General features: G+C 40.4%; 18 protein-coding genes. 9 read left to right on the top strand and 9 right to left on the bottom strand.

Annotation, left to right across the window (positions count from 1 at the left end):
• Positions 1-350: 350 nt before the first annotated feature.
• From JI65_RS17500 to JI65_RS03205, 3 genes are all read right to left on the bottom strand, one after another.
• The gene (locus JI65_RS17500) at positions 351-473 is read right to left on the bottom strand and encodes a hypothetical protein (RefSeq protein WP_277950580.1); all 123 of its coding nucleotides are present in this window, start codon (positions 471-473) and stop codon (positions 351-353) included.
• A gap of 368 nt (positions 474-841) precedes the next feature.
• Positions 842-1426, bottom strand: a complete 585-nt coding sequence (locus JI65_RS03210) for a hypothetical protein (RefSeq protein ID WP_191013936.1) — start codon at positions 1424-1426, stop codon at positions 842-844.
• Positions 1420-2268 carry a hypothetical protein gene (locus JI65_RS03205; RefSeq protein WP_191013935.1) on the bottom strand — a complete coding sequence of 283 codons (849 nt, stop codon included), beginning with the start codon at positions 2266-2268 and terminating at the stop codon, positions 1420-1422. Before JI65_RS03205 ends, JI65_RS03210 begins: the two co-directional genes overlap by 7 nt.
• A 54-nt stretch (positions 2269-2322) precedes the next feature.
• On the opposite strand from JI65_RS03205, the gene JI65_RS03200 reads away from it, so the two are divergent.
• The 4 genes from JI65_RS03200 (at position 2323) to JI65_RS03185 (ending at position 4049) form a co-directional block, all read left to right on the top strand.
• Positions 2323-2751, top strand: a complete 429-nt coding sequence (locus tag JI65_RS03200) for a helix-turn-helix domain-containing protein (RefSeq protein ID WP_191013934.1) — start codon at positions 2323-2325, stop codon at positions 2749-2751.
• A 219-nt stretch (positions 2752-2970) separates the two neighbouring features.
• The gene (locus tag JI65_RS03195) at positions 2971-3315 is read left to right on the top strand and encodes a hypothetical protein (RefSeq protein WP_191013933.1); all 345 of its coding nucleotides are present in this window, start codon (positions 2971-2973) and stop codon (positions 3313-3315) included.
• 5 nt (positions 3316-3320) lie between these two features.
• Positions 3321-3818 (top strand): hypothetical protein, encoded by a 498-nt coding sequence (locus JI65_RS03190; protein WP_191013932.1) that lies wholly within the window; start codon positions 3321-3323, stop codon positions 3816-3818.
• An 87-nt stretch (positions 3819-3905) separates the two neighbouring features.
• Complete coding sequence (locus tag JI65_RS03185) at positions 3906-4049, top strand: hypothetical protein (RefSeq protein WP_191013931.1); 144 nt, start codon at positions 3906-3908, stop codon at positions 4047-4049.
• Positions 4050-4448: 399 nt separating this feature from the next.
• On the opposite strand, the gene JI65_RS03180 is transcribed toward JI65_RS03185, so the two are convergent.
• Positions 4449-4907, bottom strand: a complete 459-nt coding sequence (locus tag JI65_RS03180; protein WP_191013930.1) for a DUF6174 domain-containing protein — start codon at positions 4905-4907, stop codon at positions 4449-4451.
• A gap of 242 nt (positions 4908-5149) precedes the next feature.
• On the opposite strand from JI65_RS03180, the gene leuS reads away from it, so the two are divergent.
• Positions 5150-7693, top strand: a complete 2544-nt coding sequence (leuS, locus tag JI65_RS03175; RefSeq protein WP_191013929.1) for a leucine--tRNA ligase — start codon at positions 5150-5152, stop codon at positions 7691-7693.
• A 122-nt stretch (positions 7694-7815) separates the two neighbouring features.
• Here the strand turns inward: leuS and JI65_RS03170 are convergent, their stop codons facing one another.
• Entirely contained in the window at positions 7816-9057 is a 1242-nt protein-coding gene (locus JI65_RS03170; RefSeq protein ID WP_191013928.1) for an ATP-binding protein, read from the bottom strand.
• Positions 9058-9844: 787 nt separating this feature from the next.
• On the opposite strand from JI65_RS03170, the gene JI65_RS03165 reads away from it, so the two are divergent.
• Positions 9845-10801 carry a cation diffusion facilitator family transporter gene (locus tag JI65_RS03165; protein ID WP_191013927.1) on the top strand — a complete coding sequence of 319 codons (957 nt, stop codon included), beginning with the start codon at positions 9845-9847 and terminating at the stop codon, positions 10799-10801.
• On the opposite strand, the gene JI65_RS03160 is transcribed toward JI65_RS03165, so the two are convergent.
• Positions 10781-12013: an MFS transporter gene (locus JI65_RS03160; RefSeq protein WP_277950579.1), complete on the bottom strand. Its 1233-nt coding sequence runs from the start codon at positions 12011-12013 to the stop codon at positions 10781-10783. The genes JI65_RS03165 and JI65_RS03160 overlap by 21 nt on opposite strands.
• A 118-nt stretch (positions 12014-12131) precedes the next feature.
• On the opposite strand from JI65_RS03160, the gene purE reads away from it, so the two are divergent.
• The gene (gene purE, locus JI65_RS03155; RefSeq protein ID WP_191013925.1) at positions 12132-12632 is read left to right on the top strand and encodes a 5-(carboxyamino)imidazole ribonucleotide mutase; all 501 of its coding nucleotides are present in this window, start codon (positions 12132-12134) and stop codon (positions 12630-12632) included.
• A 46-nt stretch (positions 12633-12678) separates the two neighbouring features.
• Here purE and JI65_RS03150 read toward each other — a convergent pair whose 3' ends face one another.
• Positions 12679-14445: a methyl-accepting chemotaxis protein gene (locus JI65_RS03150; RefSeq protein WP_191013924.1), complete on the bottom strand. Its 1767-nt coding sequence runs from the start codon at positions 14443-14445 to the stop codon at positions 12679-12681.
• Between the two features lie 289 nt (positions 14446-14734).
• Between JI65_RS03150 and nudC the strand changes: the two genes are divergently transcribed.
• Together nudC and JI65_RS03140 are read left to right on the top strand one after the other, a co-directional pair.
• Positions 14735-15529 (top strand): NAD(+) diphosphatase, encoded by a 795-nt coding sequence (nudC, locus tag JI65_RS03145; RefSeq protein WP_242457147.1) that lies wholly within the window; start codon positions 14735-14737, stop codon positions 15527-15529.
• Positions 15530-15634: 105 nt separating this feature from the next.
• Positions 15635-16750, top strand: coding sequence for a 30S ribosomal protein S1 (locus JI65_RS03140; protein WP_191013923.1), 1116 nt, complete (start codon positions 15635-15637; stop codon positions 16748-16750).
• Positions 16751-16862: 112 nt separating this feature from the next.
• Here the strand turns inward: JI65_RS03140 and JI65_RS03135 are convergent, their stop codons facing one another.
• Together JI65_RS03135 and JI65_RS03130 are read right to left on the bottom strand one after the other, a co-directional pair.
• Positions 16863-17483, bottom strand: a complete 621-nt coding sequence (locus tag JI65_RS03135; RefSeq protein ID WP_191013963.1) for a nucleotidyltransferase family protein — start codon at positions 17481-17483, stop codon at positions 16863-16865.
• Positions 17484-17619: 136 nt separating this feature from the next.
• Positions 17620-20358, bottom strand: coding sequence for a valine--tRNA ligase (locus tag JI65_RS03130; RefSeq protein WP_277950578.1), 2739 nt, complete (start codon positions 20356-20358; stop codon positions 17620-17622).
• Positions 20359-20396: the final 38 nt, after the last annotated feature.

Genomic DNA, 20396 nt, shown 5'->3' with positions numbered 1-20396 from the left:
AAGCATATCGAAACCACAACCAATACAATCACAAGGAAAGATGTCTTAGACCAATTTTTCAGTTTTGCCTGCAAAACTGATAGGAACGGCGGAACCGACTTTGCGGAGCAAAAACTAATATTACCGTTCCGAAACCACAACCAGCTATGGCAGATTTTTTTGCACACCACCCCGCGTATTTGACTTTGCGCTACGCGGGCTGGACATTCAAACATCATTCAAGGGTTAATGTGTCGCATCCTTGCAGAGTTCCAAAAACAACATTGTCGGGTAAAAACACTCGCCATCGTAACGGCTCAGATTTCAATTGCTTTTTATCAAACCTGGAGCAGTGCTGACGAATTTTGCAATCATTTGCCTTCAAAGAAAATCGTATATATAACAAAACCTGCACCAGCAATACAACCTAATCCAAATGCAATTATTTTTAACGTTTCTTTAAAACTTTCCCATCGTTGTCTTAAACTGCTCATTTTTTCCTCCAAATATTTTTATCACTCAACATGGTGCTATTAAAAACTTAAGCACCTAACTCACTTAGGAGTCTAACCATCTGCTATTCATTAAAACAAAAACTTTTGAGCCCTTGTTTTGACTGAATAGCAGTGGCTTTTTTTACTATGCAATTTCACCCTTTAATGCCAATTCAGCCTTTGTCCGAATTTGAGCTTTAGCAGAACGAATATACCTGTCAGCTTTTTTTTGAGTTGGTGTTGTCTTGAATTTCTTGCCCATTATATTGCTCCATACTTTTGTTTTGGCCTTCCGTTTCTTTGACTAATTTTAGATTTTTTCAGCAGACACTAATTAGTGATATATGTTACACGCTCTTCGAACTTGACTATTTTGAATACAATTCGTCTAAATCTAAATAATCTGGATGCTTTTTTAACTGTTCTTTACTTTTCTCGAAAAAATCCATTCTATCTGCACAAGGAATTTGTTGTTTCCAATCATTGTCCTTCCAAATCCAGATTCCATTAATTGCGAGCACATAGGTATCTGCCTGAATTTCTTCTTTATTAAGTATAAATTTCATATTTGTCACCTCATAAAATTTATTGCTATTTTTTTTACCACTCAAACGGCTCGGTCTCAGGGGTATGACAATTTCTTCCACAACCACCATCCTTACGTTGGAGTCTACGTATTGCACTTGCAGGATCACGGTCATTTGGAGCTGCCTCAGAACGGCTAACCTGTTCACCACAGATTTTGCAATAAGCGGCATAATAGATATTTCTCCTCGGTCGAGGATGTTCAGTTTCGTAGTCCCTTGTACACCGTGCTGCTGATGCACTTCTTCGATTAACTTCGTCCCAATCAGTTGATTTTCCTGAAATGAAATCCCAAATAGCACCCATAATATTTTCTCCTTGAAAATTAAATTTTCTAAATCTTTACCTCTGTAAATAGTAATTACCAATCAGCAACAGGCAATGCGTATAATTGCTCATCAAGTTTTTTATAAAATTGTTCAACAAGTTCTTTGAACTGTTTTTTATTTTTACTATCCGTGTACCACAACTGCCCATCAGCCGTAGGGAAGTTTCCAAATACGCCTTTATACTCATGTCCATAAGAACTTTTGTAATCGTACCCATCACCCGGAATACAGAATTTTGTTATCCGAAGCCAAAGTTTTTTGAAAAAGTTTCCATCATAACAGTTTATGAAAATCTCCTGTTTTTCAAGTTCCTCTGCAAATTCCGATTGTAAACGAGCAGTTATTCTTTCATTTTCAATAACTGCTCTTTCGTGATAGGCTTCGAAAGAGCGACTTGTTCGGTTGAACCACCAATAAGCATTATTTTCTTTTAATTTTTCAATGCCTTTTTTATAAAAACGGGCATAAACTTTTTTGAGCCGTCCCTCAACAAGAATATAAGATTCAATCCACTTATACGTATCATCAGTTTCTATATTAATTACCTTTAAAACCGTATCTGCCGGAACTCTGCGTTCTCCCATACCACAGAACTCTTTCTTATCACTACGATTTAAGTATTCAAAAGCAGTGACCTCTAGTCTTGACGTTAAATATGTGTATGTATAATCATGCTCATCAGCGATACCTCCAAAAACAGATTGAAACAAGAAAAATGAAAGTATAAACAAACCAAGTACTTCAAAAACTCTGAATAGACCAAGACCTGCGCGAATAGGTGCAAAATAGGCTATTAAATCGAAAATTTTTAATTTTGCAAAAATCCAAGTTAAAACAAATGTACTAATAATGGAAACTGCAATTACCAGAGTTGAATACATATAAACTTTTCCTTTTTAAATCTAGTTTCCCCTCTCCGTCTCGAGGAGGCTCACATGAGTTTTGTCACCAATAAAATGACAAAACTCATTTTCTTAACAGATTATATATCAATTCTCTTTTTTTACAAGTGGAAAAATGTCTTTTGTCATATTTTGGAAATTATGAATTTCTGGAAAAAGGTTGATGAGGAACTTTCTTATTTGGGTAAAACTCGCAAAGAACTTGCGAATGCAATAGGTTTTGATGTTACGAATATCAGTTTCGGAATCAAACGGAACAGCGTTCCTGCTGCCGATACCGCGCTTAAAGTTGCACGTTTTCTTGGCGTTTCAATCGGTTATCTGCTCGACATGGACGAAGATTTACAGCACCCCGCCGCAAATTCTCAGCTTTTAGAAATTTACAATAAACTCCGCCACTTTTCGCCCACCGACCTCAACGCCATCCTCGCCATCGTAAGCGCCCTGAACGAAAAATACTAAGTTCTTTCAAATTCGCTCACATTGACAAGCGAGTTTCTTTCGATTATGATATTTTTGTAAGTGTTGGTAAAATACTTTTATAAAATCAAGTATCCATCAAATTTTATCCACCGTTAACAATTTTCTTCATTTTATTCGAATCAATTTTACAACTCACCAACACTGTAATAAAATCCAATAAGTCCTAAGCATGACTGATAAAAGGCTTGGAGAAAAAAAATGGTTATTTACGGTCAAAACGAGCCGCCAACGAAGTGGTTCTGTCAATGGAAAAATGGGTGCATTCTTTTTGCGTTAATCAACAGCGGAATGATTAGTTCACGATTCTTTTCTTGGTTAAAGCCGAACGAGAATATGAAGGAAAAAACTCTTGAAGAAAAAATATTGTTTGAGCTTAAAATCATCACCGTGTGGGCGTTCGTAACGGGCTATTATCCGTTCAAGCACAAAGAAACTTTCTATACTATCTACTGTGCGTTCATGAGGCTCATAAAAAACAAATCAAAAATCGCCGAAGAGGTTTACCGAAAAAAAGTTTTGTTTTATTCAAAAAAAATACAGTGAACTTTATGATTTTTTTGTCGAACCATGCGGACAAATCATTGAACGACGGAACTTGGGACGCAGGAAAACACATTCGGCTTAAGGCAGAGGATTTTACCTCGCTTGAAGATTTGCCTTACAAATCGCTTTTATGCATTGAGAACAAGCACTGGGTAGTATATTTGGGAGCTGACGGTGACAGCGCGATTGTTCTGGATTCCAAGATTTTCGACGGCTACAACAGGATTCCAGTTTCAGCTTTGAGAGGACAAAAAATCATCAAGCCAAAGGATATAAAAATCGATTCTTATGGTCTTGAAGATTTACTTTGCGACCTTGCCCCGAATCCTTATGAGATTCTCGATATCCTAAAACGTCGTGAGTTCTCAAAAAAAATTGCGGAGTGCATCTGGCGGCTGGAGCAAATCAGTTTTACGGAAAAAGACTACAATCGTTTCGTGAGTCAGGCGAAATCAGCTCTAGAAAAACTTGATAAGCCTCACTACAAATACCCGCGTCTGTAAAGCAATATCAATTCGGTCCTGAGCGAGACTTTAAACCGCTCTACTGAACAAAACGTACAGAATACACATACCTGCAAGGAACCGAATATGAATCAGGAACTAAAAATGCTTTTGATTGAACTTTTAAAACACGAGGACGAAATTACCGACGATGAATTTTTCTACGACGCGGAATACAATTCGCTCATAAAAATGCTCGACGAAATCCTCGCAAATGATTTTGAAAACTGATAGGAACGGCAAAACCGACTTTGCGGAGCAAAAATTAATATTGCCGTTCCGAAACCACAGATGAACACGGATAAACACAGATGAGACACAGATAAATGGAAACGCTGCAAGTTAACTTTGATAATTTAAGTTTATTCGTGCGTTTCCCGCAAGTTTTCTAGCGAAAACTCGCGCTCTGGTGAGCGGAATTGCGGTGGTTGTGTTTCGGCAGGCTCAACAACCAAGCGTAGTCGAAACCACAACCAGCACAAGTGCAAGGAAAATGACTCAAACCAATTTTTTCAGTTTTGCTTGCAAAACTGTAACTGTCTTAATCCAAATTTTCAGTTTTTGGCACGCAAAAAAAATCCACTTGCAGAGCAGGAGTCACTCTCTCTATCTAAGAATCTTACAAGAGTTTTACATTAGCAATTTAAAATCACTTATGGTTACAGACCAATCTCCTCCAGCATCTTCATCTGTCCATATTTCAATTCTAACACTTGAAGGATAATGGTACGTATCGTCATAGTTGATTTTGAAAACAATTTTATCGAACATTGCTTTTCCCGAATCAAGTTCCGCTTTATAAGTATTATAGTCGTTGTATATTTCTTCATACAAAGCATCAATACTTTCGACAAAAGTTTTCCCGCAACTCACACTGCTGATACCGTTTGTTACACTTACCGTCGCATTACATTTTTTTGGACTGCAGCCAGATTCATACACAAATGAAAATGAATAATTCGTGTAGCTATTTAAATTCCAAGCCGTTTGATGCAATGAAAAGGACTCCACATCAAAATCAATAGAAGGAGCATCTTTAAAATCACAACATGAAAAAACTGTAAAAGGCAAGAAGCCAAGAAAAAACACTTTTTATAATCGGTTCATACTTTTCCTTATAAGAATATTGAATCGGCACGAAAAAAAAGTTTTTTTATTCTATCCAAACGATGTAAAAATACTCATCTAATTTTATTACGAGTTTATCACTTTATCCACAACTTTTTAATCTTTTGTTATAACAGCTTTTATCCAATAAATAATAGTGAATGACAGCGATTCGTCAAAATGCTAGAATACAGAACGTATCAAATTTACAAAGAGGTTGAATCATGGCTTACCCTTTTCAGAATATTGAGCCAAAATGGCAGAAATATTGGGACGAACACAAGACTTTTAAAGCTGTAGAAGACGAGTCGATTCCAAAATCAAAACGACGCTACATACTCGACATGTTCCCTTATCCAAGCGGCGCGGGACTTCACGTAGGTCATCCAGAAGGCTACACAGCAACAGACATTTACTCACGCTTTTTGCGCATGAACGGCTACAACGTGCTTCATCCGATGGGATACGACGCTTTCGGACTCCCTGCCGAAAACTATGCGATAAAAACAGGAACACATCCTGCAGAAACAACTTTTAAGAACATCGCTCACTTTACAGAGCAGATTAAGGCTCTCGGTTTTTCTTACGACTGGGACCGCGAAATTAAAACCTGTACACCAGATTACTACAAATGGACACAGTGGATTTTCCTCCAGCTCTACAAAAAAGGCTTGGCTTACGAAGCACAGACTCCGATTAACTGGTGCCCTTCGTGCCTTACAGGTCTTGCGAACGAAGAAGTAAAAGAAGGTCACTGTGACCGCTGCGGCGCGCAAGTAACTCACAAAGTTATCCGCCAGTGGATTTTAAAAATCACGGCTTATGCAGACCGACTTATTGAAGATTTGGACGGACTCGACTGGCCAGAAAGCGTAAAGGCAATGCAGAGAAACTGGATTGGCCGCTCAGAAGGCGCGGAAGTTGATTTTGTAGTTGCCGACAAAGACGGAAAGCCGACAGACCAAAAACTTACCGTTTACACCACACGCTGCGACACACTTTTTGGCGCGACTTACATGGTCGTTTCTCCAGAGCACCCGCTCATTGAAAAACTCACCACTGCGGAGCAAAAAGAGTTCGTAGAAAAATACCGCGAAGAGGCAGCTAAAAAATCTGACCTTGAACGAACCGACCTTGCAAAAACAAAGACTGGCGTTTTCTCTGGAAGCTACGCAATCAATCCTGTAAACGGAAAACTCATCCCAATCTGGGTTGCAGACTACGTTCTTATTTCTTACGGAACGGGTGCAATTATGGCAGTTCCTGCACACGACACCCGTGACTGGGAATTCGCAAAAAAATTCAATCTTCCAATAATCGAAGTTTTAAAAAGCGAAGTTGACGTTCAAAAAGAAGCTTGGACTCAGGACGGAATTCACGTTAATTCTGAATTCTTGGACGGGCTCAACAAAAAAGACGCAATCGCAAAAATGCTCGAATTCTTAAGCGAAAAAGGAATCGGCAAAAAAGCAGTAAACTACAAGCTCCGCGACTGGGTTTTCAGCCGACAGAGATATTGGGGCGAACCGATTCCTCTCGTTCACTGTCCAGACTGCGGAATCGTTCCGGTGCCGGAAAGCGAACTTCCATTGGAACTTCCAGCCGTTAAAACTTACCAGCCAACAGGCACAGGCGAATCACCTTTGGCAGGAATCGACGAATGGGTTAACTGCAAATGTCCAAAATGCGGAAAGCCAGCCCGCCGCGAAACAAACACAATGCCACAGTGGGCAGGAAGCTGCTGGTACTATTTGCGATACATCGACCCGCAGAACACGGCTTCGTTCGCAGACAAAGCAAAAGAAAACTATTGGATGCCAGTAGACCTTTACGTTGGTGGCGCTGAACATGCAGTTCTTCACCTTCTCTACGCACGATTCTGGCACAAAGTCCTTTACGATTGCGGAGTTGTCTCAACAAAAGAGCCGTTCCAGAGACTTATCAACCAGGGAATGATTACGTCATTCGCTTTCCAGAGAAAGTCAAAATCACTCGTTGCAGTTGATGCCGTTGACGAAAGAGACGGAAAATACTTTGCAAAAGATGATGGCGAGGAACTTGAGCGCGTAGTCGCAAAAATGTCAAAATCTCTCAAGAACGTCGTTAACCCGGACGAGATGATTAAAACTTACGGTGCAGATTCAGTTCGAATGTACGAAATGTTCATGGGACCGCTTACAGTTTCAAAACCTTGGAACACGCAAGGACTCATCGGCGTAAACCGATTCCTTTCAAAAATCTGGGATTTGAGCGAAAAACCGATGGTTGACGTTGACATTACAGGTCACCTTGAAAAAGAGCTTGCTTCATTGAGAAAAACTTACGCAAAAACCGTAAAGAAAGTCACAGACGACACGGGCAATCTCGACTTTAACGTAGCGATTTCTCAGATGATGATTTTTATAAACGAGGCTTCAAAGCTGAACGAGATTCCAAAGGCAATGTGGGAAGGATTCGTTCTCCTGCTTTCTCCTTACGCACCACACTTGGGCGAGGAACTTTGGCAGAAGCTCGGTCACACAGGCTCAAACGCTTACGAGAAGTGGCCAGAATTCGACGAAAAATATTGCCAGGAAGACACAAAGGAATTTCCTGTTATGATTAACGGAAAACTCCGCGCAAAATTCGAGGCAGCCGCAAACACAGACAGTGCAACGCTCGAAGCAATGGCAAAAGAAACCGAAGGATTCAAGAAGTTTACGGAAGGAAAGACCGTAGCAAAAATTATCGTCGTACCAGGTAAACTCGTTAACGTTGTTGTAAAATAAACGTTAAACCTTTTCGGCAACTGATTTTACAAATGTCACCCCGAACTCGACTGCAGTAGCAGTCGCTTTGTTTCGGGGTCTTTTATTTTCAAGACAGTCTGAATGCAAGACGGATTTCAAATTTAGTCCAATTCATGTTTCGTAAAATTCACAAAAACCGAATTATCTTCCATATTATTCTGCTTTTTTAAGGCTGCAAGCTCGGCTTTTTTTGAGCGAAAAGTGTCCATCAGGATTTTCGAAGTCACTTTTGGCGGGATAAGCTTTGCGGCATGCATCAACGCTTCAAGAATACAATTTTTTATCTGCCTTCCAGAAAATCCCTCAATTTCTTCGGCGAGCATTGTTATCAGCTCAGGATTGAACGCTCCGTCAAAAAAACGCACGCTCGAATCGTAAGGCGCTTTTTGCGGCAATTTTATTTTTATGATTTTCTCGCGGATTTTTTGGTCGGGAAGTTTGAATTCCACATGCTTCAAAATTCTGCTCTCAAACGCACGGTCGTAATTTTCGTGCAGGTTCGTGGCAAAAAACACGATTCCGTTGAATTCTTCCAACTTCATCAGCATTTGGCTTCGGAGCGAATTTATGGACTGTTCACTTCCAGAGTCAACGTTCTTAATTCGCTTACCCAAAAATGAATCAGCCTCGTCAAAAAAGATAATCGCATCCTCTTTTTGAGCCAAATCAAAAGCGGCCACAAGATTTTTAGGAGCCTCTCCAACATATTTGGATTCAATATCAGCATAATTTAAAATCAGAAGCTTTTTACCGAGTTGCTTCGCAATTGCGTGAACGGTCATGGTTTTGCCGGTTCCGGGCGCGCCCCAAAAATTGATTACAGAGCGGGGAATTGGATCAATCTCTGAAAATCCCCAGTCAAAATAAATTTTCTGCATGTTCTCTAAAAGAGACACAACGTCGTCAATCTGACGCTGCGTTTCGTCGGGTAAAATTACCTGCGAAAAAGAAAATTTCGGTTCGGTCGGAACAATGGAAAGGCGAGTTTTGCCATCAATTTTTAAAACCTTTTTTTGTTCCTGCGGAATTTTTTCAATATCTTTTAGCTGGTAGCCAACAAAAAAAACAAATTGGAGCTTTCCCAAAAATTCTTCACGAAAATTTTTTAACTCATTGTCTGCAATCAAACGAAGTTTTGCAGGCTCCGGGCTTTTTTCAAGTTTTTCCCAAACAGATTTTTCGAACGAAAACAAAAACAATTTTTCTTCCGACGACTTTCTGATTAAAAGGCAAACCGTAAAATCATTTTTTTTCTGCCAGTCGCATATTTTGTGGGTAAGCTTTTCGATAAGATTCTCGTTTATTTCAATATCGCTGTTGTTTTTTACATAAAAATCAGGCATCACATGTCCTTAAAACAAATCTCACATAATTTTATCATAAATCCCGATGGATTTTCTATCCGTCGCAAAAAATCTGTGATTTCCAGATGCAAGGCAAAACAGCGACAACAGCTTTATCAAAAATACCAGCATGGCGAGCAACTAGCCTACACCACCTGAACGAGTCTTAACACAGAATTCGATATAAAAAGCAGTGGCACAGCATAAATCAACATGCATTCCAAAAAACCATAATCTTTCAGCAGATTCGTCACATTTTGAAGAAGTATTTTTCCAAATTCTTCTTCTCGTTTTTGGACAATTTTTTCTGTATTTATTGCAAACTCGCTCGTATCAAGGAAAAGCAAGTACGCTTGAACCGAGAGATTTTCTGCAAGCATTTATAAAATTAGACTAATGCTATTAGCATGAATTCAAATTTTATATCAAGGAGTTTTTCTGATGAAGAGGAAGAAAAAAATCAAAGATGGTGGAAAAATCGACCTTGACTTGAACGCTGATGGCGAACTTGATGATTTTGGAATCGATACTTTCGATATCACATTGACCCGACAATAATTTTTTCAATTGAATAGCTCCACCCGAAGTTCACACGCCACACTGTGCTTCGGGTGTTTTCATTCCCCCGTTCAATTTTCAATCTATCTGTGTCCCATCCTGTTCATCCGTGTTCATCCGTGTCAAAATCTGAAAGCCCCACTTCCCTCGCTTTCGCTAACAACTGTTTTATGGCTGAAATAATTATTTTCTTGTACTAACCTTAAATTTTGATTTATAGTTCTAACAAATGAAAAAAAACAAAATCGACAGGTCATTTTATATAAAACTCGCAGGCTTAATCGCGCTCATGGGAAACCTCGTTCTCTGCGTCATAAAAATCGTACTTTCAAGACTTTCGGGAAGCCTTGCAGTTATGGGCGACGGAATTGATTCCGCCACAGACTCGCTCATCGCACTCACAACGATTTTTGTCGGAAAAGTAGTCGCAAAACCTGGCGACAAAGAACACCCGTGGGGCCACGGCCGGGCAGAAACCATCGCCACAATGATTTTGAGCTTTATAATTTTTCTCGCGGGAAGCGAATTTTTAATTTCATCTACAAAAAAACTCTACCAAATGATTCGCGACGGAAGTTTTTCCACGGCAAACGACCTGAGTTTTCTTGCAATCTTGGCCTCAATAATTTCGATTGCCGGAAAATCGATTTTGGCAATGAGCCAGTTTATCCTCGGCAAAAAAAGCAAAAGCCAAATGATTCTTGCCAACGCAAAAAACATGAAATCTGACATTTTTATGTCACTTGCAATTCTTGTGGGTTTAAGCCTTTCAAAAATCTTCAAGCAACCGATTTTAGACCCAATCATTGCGATTTTAATAAGTTTTTGCATTCTCAAAGTCGCTTGCGAAATTTTCTGCGAAACGAACCTGGAACTTATGGACGGAAATTCCGACAAAGAACTTTACAAAGTGCTTTTTGAAGCCGTAAAAAGCGTTAACGGAGTTTCAAACCCTCACAGAGCCAGAATTCGCCGAATTGCCTCTTATTGGGACATCGACCTGGACATTGAAGTAGACCCAAAAATGACGGTCCATCAGGCACACGAAATTGCAGGAAAAGTGGAACGCGCCATAAAAGAATCAATTTCCGACGTTTACGATGTGATGGTTCACATTGAACCTGCCGGACACGCAAACCATCACCCAAAAGAGCAGTACGGACTTTCAGCTGAGTCGCTTTCGTAAAATCAGTTTTTCAAGGATTTCGTAAATAAGAACGGCACACAGCACGAAGAACGCAAAAACCAAGAAAAGAATCCTGTAGCTGAACAAATCGATTATGATTCCGCCAACGCTCGCACCGATTACGGCAGCAAGCCCGCTCAAAGAATTCACGATTGTAAATGCAATCATCGTAGCTTTCGGGTCGCGCGCCGCCGCCTTTGAGGCAAACATAATACAACACGGGAAGAACAGACCGTAAGTCAGGCTGTGCGTCATTTGCCCAAGAATCGCCCCATAAAAATTCGGAACAAACGCATAAAGAAGATTTCGCACAATAACCGCAACCGTGCAAATCAAAATCAATTTTTTCTCGCCGAATTTTTTGATAAAGAATCCGCTCAAAAACATAAAAGGAATCTCGCAAATCGAGTTAAAAGCCCACAAAAATCCCACGGAGCTGATTTTTAACTCTTCCTGCACGTACATTGAAAGAAAATTGTTCGCCGGAGTCATTCCAAAAAACTCAAAGAAAATAACGCCAATCATCAACCAGAATCCAAGCCCGAACGACTTCATAATCTCCAAAGTCGATTTTTGGCTTCGCAAAGAATTTTCGCCAGGATTTTTTAAAGATGAAGATGATGAATCCAAAACGGAACTTGAAGCTGATTCTGATTTCTGCGCACCATCTTTTTTATTAGCCAAACGCTCATAAAAGCCGTATGCGCCAACCGAAAAAACAAATAGCAACGCAGGAACTGCAAGCCATAAAATCATACCGGTCAACGATATAGATTCAACCTTGCAGAATTTTTGCATAAGCAATGCCATAACAACAAAGCCCACGCTTCCAGCCACACGAATCGCACCGTACTTTTCCTGATGCTCACCGAGTTTGCTAGTTATAAGAGAATCCGAGACAGGAACTAGCCAACGATAAAAAACCGCGTACAGAGCAATAAAAATCGCCGTGAGCAAAAATCCCTGCACATTAAAAAGAGCGAACGGAATTATCGTCAAAAAAATTCCTTGCACAAAAAGAATAAAAATAAAGTTGTTTTTCCGCGAAACAATCGGCGTTAAAACCATTGGAATCAGGATTCCAAAAAAATTAAAAATTCCGTACAAAAAACCAACTTCTGATGCAGTATAACCAATATTCCTCAAAAAAAGCGGAAGATAAGCATTTTGCACTGCATATATCGTAAAAATAAGAAAATCAATAAAAATCACGATAAAATACTAGTATTTCTAAAAACTTTTGACAAGTATCTTTATTTTATTGAAGAGTTTTCTTACAACTTGCAAATTGATAAAATTAATTCAATTTTTTATATTCGAGGACCATTTTATGAAAGTTGCAATTTTCTTTGGCTCAAAATCTGACGCAGAAACAATGAAAAAATCTGCTGACGTGCTGCGAGAATTCGGAGTTGATTTTAAAGCCTACATTATTTCAGCACACAGAGCCGGCGCATTGCTTACAAAAACTGTAAAGCAAGTTGAAGACGACGGATGCGAAGTTATTATCGCCGGTGCCGGACTTGCGGCAGCTCTTCCGGGCGTAATCGCCTCAGAAACAGTTTTGCCTGTAATCGGAGTGCCTCTTGAATGCATCAATCCAGGAAAATCAAACGGACTTGCAGGAATCGATTCCCTTCTTTCGATTGTACAAATGCCACCACAAATTCCTGTGGCAACGGTCGGTATCGGAAATGCAAAAAATGCAGCTTACCTCGCAATTCAGATTCTTTCAATAAAATATCCAGAATTAAAACAAAAACTCGTTGATTTTAGAAAAAAACTTGCCGCCGATGTAGAAAAAAACGGCGGACTTGGAGTTGAACTCTAAAAGGAAAATTCGGAAAACTAACAGAGTTTTTCGAGATACCTAAAAATTAAACCTTGCATTTTTCAAGGGCTCTTTCGGCGGAATCTAGGAGCAGACCGGCATTTTCGGCAACTTTTCCTACTTCCGTCGCCATTTCTTCGTTTTCAACGCTCATCTCGCCGAATTTTGAAGTCGTAGTTTTTACGCTTTCGGTAACTTCCCGCAGATTTGAACCGATAGACTCGCCCAAAACATTCTGTTGCTCAATCGAAACTGACATTTCCTCAAAGTTCGCAATTACGTTCTGACTGCTTTCTACAATCATTGAAAAGGATTCGCTCAAAGTCTTTGTGTATTCAATCATGGATTTTACCATTAAATCCATTTCTGCAATGGAGTCCGTAACCTCTTCCTCTTGAACTCGGCTTTTTTCCGCAAGACTTCGGATTTCTTTTGCAACAACAGCAAATCCGGCCCCCTGCTCGCCCGCATGAGCAGCCTCGATTGCGGCATTAATCGCCAAAAGCGAAGTTTGGTCGGTAACACTCGCAATCAAATCATTTGCAGAATTCAAGCGATTTGAGCAAGCCGTCAAATCATCAATTTTGGATTGCAAATCCAAAAGCTGCGCGGCCCCGTTATGAGAACTTGTTTCAAGATTTTTTGTGTTCGCAAGCGAATTTCGTCTGAGGTTATCCATTTCGCTAAGCTGCGTCAAAAGTTCAGAAATCTTCTTTTCGGATTCATTTATCGTTGAACTCTGATTAATCATCAAATCTCCGAACCGCTCAAGATTTCCGACCGTGGAAACAACGTTCTTTTTTACGGCAGAAACGATTTCTGCCTGCAAAACAGCATCTTTTTTAGTCTGCAGCATGACTTTTGAAACGGTGCGCAAAATACGCAAAATAAAGGCGTTGTAAATCAAAACACTCAAAATCGTCACAACGACCAAAAGCAACGCCGTGAACGAAAGATTGTTCGCCAGCAAATCTTTTAAGGTGAACGGTTCGTAAATAACAATGTTCCAGTCAAGATTTTTTAGATATTGAATCGCATAAACGCCCGTCCGCGTCGTAATAAATTGCGGCTCCTTGGTCACCAGCTGATTTTTGACTTCATCAAGTTCTCTGAGTTTTTCGGTAATCGAAACTTTTGACTCAAGAAGACTTTTGTCCGGTGAACCTGTAATTTCAAGCGCATTATTATAGAAGAACATTTTCATTTTTTCGTCCAAGCCATAGAAAACGGCATCAAAAAATCCGTCAAGCGGAATTCCGGTGCCAGCAATTCCCACAGGCGTGCCGGATTCATTTCTTACGACCGCATTAATCCACAAGGCCGACGTTTTTAATTCAGAATTGTAATTTATATTAAAATTATAGTTTTCCGTCTCCAAAAGCGTCATTTTATACCAATATTGCTCAGGGTCGTCAGGATTCACCGTGTAAGAAATTTTTCCGTCAGAATAAAATGAATGAGTTTTTTCAGGAACCCAAAAGACAGTTTTGCTCAAAAAAGATTTTCTGTAAGAATCAAGTTCGCCCAAAGCCTCATCAGCCACATCAAGAGAATCCGGATTTTCCATATAAGACCGAATTATCGGCGACTTGCACATTTGAAGAACCAATGCAATCTCGCTGTTCAGATTTCCTTCAAAATCAAGGATTTTCATTTTACAGAGCTGAGACAGCGTAACATTTGCCTGCTTGTTAAAATTCCGTCGTGCCCCAAAAAATATAATTCCGCAGGCAATCAAAAGAACCATGCCCAAAAAAGAGAAAGAAAAAATGAGTGACTGAGTTTTTAGAGGTCTGTTTTTTATAAATCTCATAATTTATGATAAACCCATTTTGAAAAAAAAGAAAATTTTTGGAGTAATTACAGGAAATTTCGAAAAACTTCACTTTTTAAAGTTCTCACCTTAAAATCGTGCCCAAAAACGGCAGACCGACGGATACCTCGGAAAACTGACAGAGTTTTTTGGAGTATTATACAATTTACCGACATCACTAAAATACAAAGAAAAAATCAAAAAATCATTTTTTTAAGAATTTTTAAAGACAGAGGCAAAAAGCAAGAATTGTTTTACAAATTGCATTTTTCAGATGTAGAATATTTATATGGCTATGATTTCAAATCAAATGAATCTTTTTTGCGAGATTCACTTTATTTTTAGAGAAAATTCAATAATTCTCAAAGATGGTCATCTTCCTGAAGAGCGGATTATGCGCCGCTGCCTAGAATTGAGTGCGGCTAGCGATTGGTTCGCAGAAATTGAATACAATTATTCTGCAATCATGCTCGAAAAAGATGAACCGAATCCTGCAGGCTGCACAGACATACCGCTCAGGGAATTTTTTTACAGAACTTCGAAGGACCATAAAATCGCTAATTTTGGTTCGCTTGCAGCCCGCGCAATGGGGCTGTTAAATTTCCGCAAAAATAAAAGATTCTGCGCAAAATGCGGAACTCAGCTTGTAGACGACGAATGTTTTACCGCAAGAACATGCCCGACCTGCAAAACAGTCTTCTTTCCGCAATTGGAGCCAGCCATGATTGTCCTTGTAAGCAAAGGCGATGATTATCTGCTTGCGCGCCACGCACAACGAAACACCGACGTTTACACGTGCCTTGCAGGTTTTATTGAAATCGGAGAAACGGCAGAGCAGGCCGTAAAGCGGGAAAACTATGAAGAAACAGGAATCAAAGTCAAAAATATCCGCTACGTCGCAAGTCAGGCATGGCCGTTCCCGGATCAGTTGATGCTGGCATTCAGGGCAGAATACGAAAGCGGCGAAATAAAAATTCAGGAAGATGAAATAAAAGAAGCGGCATGGTTCAACAAAAAAGATTTGCCAAAAATTCCGGGTCCCGGAAGCGTCGCTTACAATCTTATTACGGGAGTTTTCGGCTGATTCAAAAGTAGGCGTCAAATTTGTTTTGCATTCATTTTTCGACAGGGCTTTTATAATTCCGTAAAAAAAACTAAAATTACGGCAACACTTTAGATGGAGAAAAAAATGAACAAATTTGAAGTTGGTCAAGAAATCGAGACAGAAGTAGTTCAGATTTCAAATGACACAGTATTTATCGACATTGGATTAAAAAGCGAAGGTTTCGTCGATAAATCAGAATTCGTAGACGAGAACGGCAATTTAACAATCAAAGAAGGCGATAAAATCAAGGTGTACTTCGCGTCAGCAAAAAGAGACGAGATGTACTTCACTACAAGACTTTCAGCAGACAAAGCCGCAAAAGCAGGACTTGAACTTCTTGAAAATGCTTACAAAGCCGGCGTTCCTGTAGAAGGAAAAGTCGAAAAAGAAATCAAAGGCGGATTCGAAGTAAAAATCGGAACTGCGCGTGCGTTCTGTCCTTATTCTCAGATGGGTTACAAAAACCGCGAGGAACCAGCAGCTTACATCGGAAAAACAGAAACTTTCCTTATTACAGAGTACAAAAATGATGGAAAAAATATCATCGTTTCAAACCGCAGAATCCTCGAAAACCAAGCTAACGATGCGATTCAAAAGCTTTCAGAAAAACTCACCGTTGGCACTGTCGTAAAAGGAACTGTAAAGTCGCTCCAGAGCTACGGTGCGTTCGTTGACGTAAACGGTTTTCAGGTTCTTCTTCCAATCTCAGAAATTTCTCATGCCCGCGTAAGCAAAGTTGAGGACGTTCTTTCGGTTGGACAGGAAATTGAAGCAAAAATCATCAAGGCTGAATGGAACGGAGATCGCTCAAAAGTTTCTGTAAGCATGAAAAGCCTTGAGAAAGACCCATGGGACGAAGTTGCAGAAAAATTCCCAATCGGAACAAAACTTGAAGGCACTATCGCAAGAATTGCAGCATTCGGTCTTTTCGTAAACATTGCACCTGGAATCGACGGTTTGGTTCACATTTCTGCATTGCAGGATGTTAACGACAAGACAAACTTGAGCAAAAAATACAAGGTTGGCGACAAATTCGAGGTAATCGTAGAGAAAATCGATGCGGAAGAAAAACGAATCTCACTCACAACCGCAGGAAGCAACGACGAACAGGACAACAGCGCAAACGCATATTTCTCTAGCCACGCAAACGACGATGACGGAGAAACATACAATCCATTCGCCGCCCTCTTAAAGAAATAAAGCGCATTCTTCGAAAACAAAAACACCTGCCAAATTGGAAAGAAATTCACTTCAACTTCCAAATCCAGCAGGTGTTTTTTTTATTCAAAATAAACTGTTCTGACATTTATGTTCAATTTTGATTTTTTTGTTCTTTCTTGTCTCTCTCTTTTCGCAAGAGATAGCCAGAATCTTCGAGATACTGTCTTCTTGTCATTACAAGGCTTATAAGTTCCTGATACATATTGAAGTCAACCTCCAACGCAATCGGGAAAATAAAATATTCTGTCTCGTTGCAGTACCGCTCAATGAATTTCTCATCAGTAACGAATCCAAGGGAAATCATGTTGCTGATTCGGTCAGCGCATTTCAAGACTTTTGCCTTGTGGCTTCCGTTATTGAGGATTCTTTTTAAAAAGTCTTCCTTATTTTCGCCAGGCCATTTTGTAACTTCGCGAACAAGCTCGCAAACTTCGTTACCTTCATAATCGCAGGTTCGGATTACGTTTTCGTCAAAATCAGGAATATCCTCAATTGTATCATGAACAATGCTGGCCTTTAAGAGCGTACTGTCGATATATCCGTAGTCAATGAGAATGGCGAGCGTGTCCATCTGATGCCTGAACATGTTGCCGCCCGCGCGACGCTGCTTGCCTATCAATGATGTGGCAATCTGCATATACGGCGCAAGGAAAATCTCTTTGAGCTGTTTCATGTGCTCAGTGTCCATTTGAACCGGCTTTTCAATTTTCATATCAAATTTCTTGCCCATTATCAGCCTCCAATTTTCTATGATTAACAAAAAAACAGTAAGTACATGAAAAACAACGAAATCTTCGAGGAAAAGCAAACTTTGCATTCCCCGAAGATTCTGCGAATTTCAGATTCTTCTATTTAAGCTCGTCAATATAAGAATTCAATTTTTCGATTCTTCGCTTGAACTCTTCAAGTTTGTCTCGCTCTGCCTGAACGACCTCTGCAGGCGCATGCTGAGCAAATTTTCCGTTCAGTTTGAATTCGATTTTTTGAGCATCGCCCTGAGCCTTTGCAAGGTCTTTGTCGAAATGCTTGCGCAAAGTTTCCTTATCAATATTATCGTCAAGAATAATGAAAGCTTCAAAGCCACTGCCAACCGCACCAATTGAAGATGCAGGCTTCTCGTTTACAAATTCAACGCCAGAAAGCCCTGCAAGAAGCTGAATCATCTCAACTTTTTCTCGGCACACCTCAGCGTCGCTGTGCGGCACAATCTGGATTGCAACATTGATTTTAAATGCAGGGTCAATTCCGCATTCGTTTCTGAGGCCGCGAATAGAACGAATCAAATCCTGGAGTGCATTGAATCGTGAAGTGATTTTTGCATCAACACGTTCGTCTTTTGGCTCCGGGAAAGGTGCCGTCGTAAGCAAGTCTGAATAAGTGTCAGACGGCAAAACCTTCTGTTCGCCGGCAGCTTTTCTGTTTTCAATGAGTTCTTTGCGAGGAAGCTTAGAATAGATTTCCTCGGTTACAAACGGAATAAACGGATGCAAGAGACGCAAAGATTCCTCAAGAACGTTCAAAAGAACGCTAACCTGACGATCTTTTTCGTGGTCATCGCCGTGCTTAAAGCTGAGTTTTGTAGCCTCAACATACCAGTCGCAGAAATTATTCCAGAAGAATTCATAAACAGCGGTAGCCGCATCGTTGTATCTGTAGCTTTCGAGAGCTGCACGTTCATCACGGCAAGCCTTATCAAGAGCGGTGTAAATCCACTTGTCAAGTTCAGTAAGTTCCTCGTCCTTTACAGGAATCAAATTTCGTCCCTCAAGATTTCCGAGAATATATCGGCTGGCATTCCAAACTTTGTTGCAGAATCGGCTTCCCATCTTGAACGTGTCATTGTCAATGAGAATATCCTGTCCCTGCGCACAAAGGAAACTCAAAGTGAATTTCAAAGCATCTGAACCAAACTGGTCGATTACTACGAGAGGGTCAATACCGTTTCCGAGCGACTTAGACATTTTGCGTCCCTGTTTGTCGCGAACGAGTCCGTGAATATAAATGTCATGGAACGGTGATTTTCCTGTAAATTCAAGGCCGGCCATAATCATTCGGCTTACCCAGAAGAAAATAATGTCGTAGGCAGTTACCAACGCAGTGGTCGGATAGAATTTTTTAAGATCGGCAGTTTCTTCCGGCCAGCCCAATGTACTGAACGGCCAAAGCCAAGAAGAGAACCATGTGTCAAGAACGTCCGGATCCTGTTTAAGATGAGTAGAATCAGCACCGCACTTAGGACATTTTGTAGGATCCTCGCGGCTTACAATTGTATTGCCGCAGTCGCAGTACCAAGCAGGAATACGATGGCCCCACCAAATCTGTCGGCTAACACACCAATCACGAATATTTTCCATCCAGTGAGAATAAGTGTTCTCCCATTTTCGCGGGAAGAAAACAAGTTCCTCATTCTTCCATGCAGCAAGAGCTTTTTCTGCCAACGGCTTCATTTTTACGAACCACTGGTAAGACAAATAAGGCTCCACAACAGTCTTACAGCGATAACAATGACCTACAGAATGAACGATTTTTTCCTCGCCCTTAAAAAGTCCAGCTTCCTGCAAATCCTCAATTACGAGCTTACGAGCCTGCTCAGGCTTCAATCCGCGATATTTTTCCGGAACATTTTCGTTCATCGTTCCGTCTGGATTCAAAAGATTTACAACTTCAAGGTTATGGCGTTTTCCTACTTCCCAGTCGTTAGGGTCATGGGCAGGCGTGATTTTTACCATACCAGTTCCGAATTCTTTGTCAACATAAGAATCCGCAATGATTTTTATGATTTTTCCAGTCAACGGAAGTTTTAGTTCTTTTCCGACGATTGAAGTGTATCGCTCATCCTCTGGATTTACGGCCACCGCCGTATCGCCAAAGAAAGTCTCCGGTCGTGTCGTTGCAACCTCAATTTTTCCGCTGCCGTCGGCATACTCATACCAAAGATGATACATTGCGCCGTTTGTATCCTCGTGGTCAACTTCGTCATCAGCAAGTGCTGTTCCACAGCGCGGACACCAGTTTACAAGATACTGTCCCTTATACATGAGCCCACGTTCATAAAGAGTTACGAAAACGTCACGAACGGCCTTCGAAAGCCCCTCGTCATAAGTGAATCTCTCGCGCGACCAGTCAACCGAGTTTCCGAGTTTTTTCTGCTGCTTTACGATTGTGTCGTGATGTTCGTGAGTGACAGCCCAAGTTCTTTCTATAAATTTCTCACGACCAAGGTCGTTTCTACCTTTTCCCTCTTTTTTAAGCGCCTTTTCAACGACGTTCTGAGTCGCAATTCCTGCATGGTCAGTTCCAGGAATCCACAAAGTGTTGTCGCCCTTCATTCGGTGATAGCGGACTACAACATCTTGCAAAGTATTGTTCAAAGCGTGTCCCATGTGAAGAACACCAGTTACGTTTGGAGGAGGAATGACGACTGTATAATTGATGTTAGTTTCTTTTCTCTGAGAATGAACAGGGTTCTCTTTGTCTGAATATGGGCGGAAATAGCCCTTCTCTACCCATTCGGCATAAATTCGATCTTCAAAATCTTTTGGATTGTAAGCCTTTTCCAATTCGATAGCGTGCATTTTATTCCTCAAATTTAAATAGTAATGCAACGATTATAATGAAATTTTTC

Source organism: Treponema zioleckii, from assembly GCF_014737315.1.
Lineage (GTDB): Bacteria > Spirochaetota > Spirochaetia > Treponematales > Treponemataceae > Treponema_D > Treponema_D zioleckii.
This window is presented reverse-complemented; position numbering and strand designations above follow the sequence as displayed.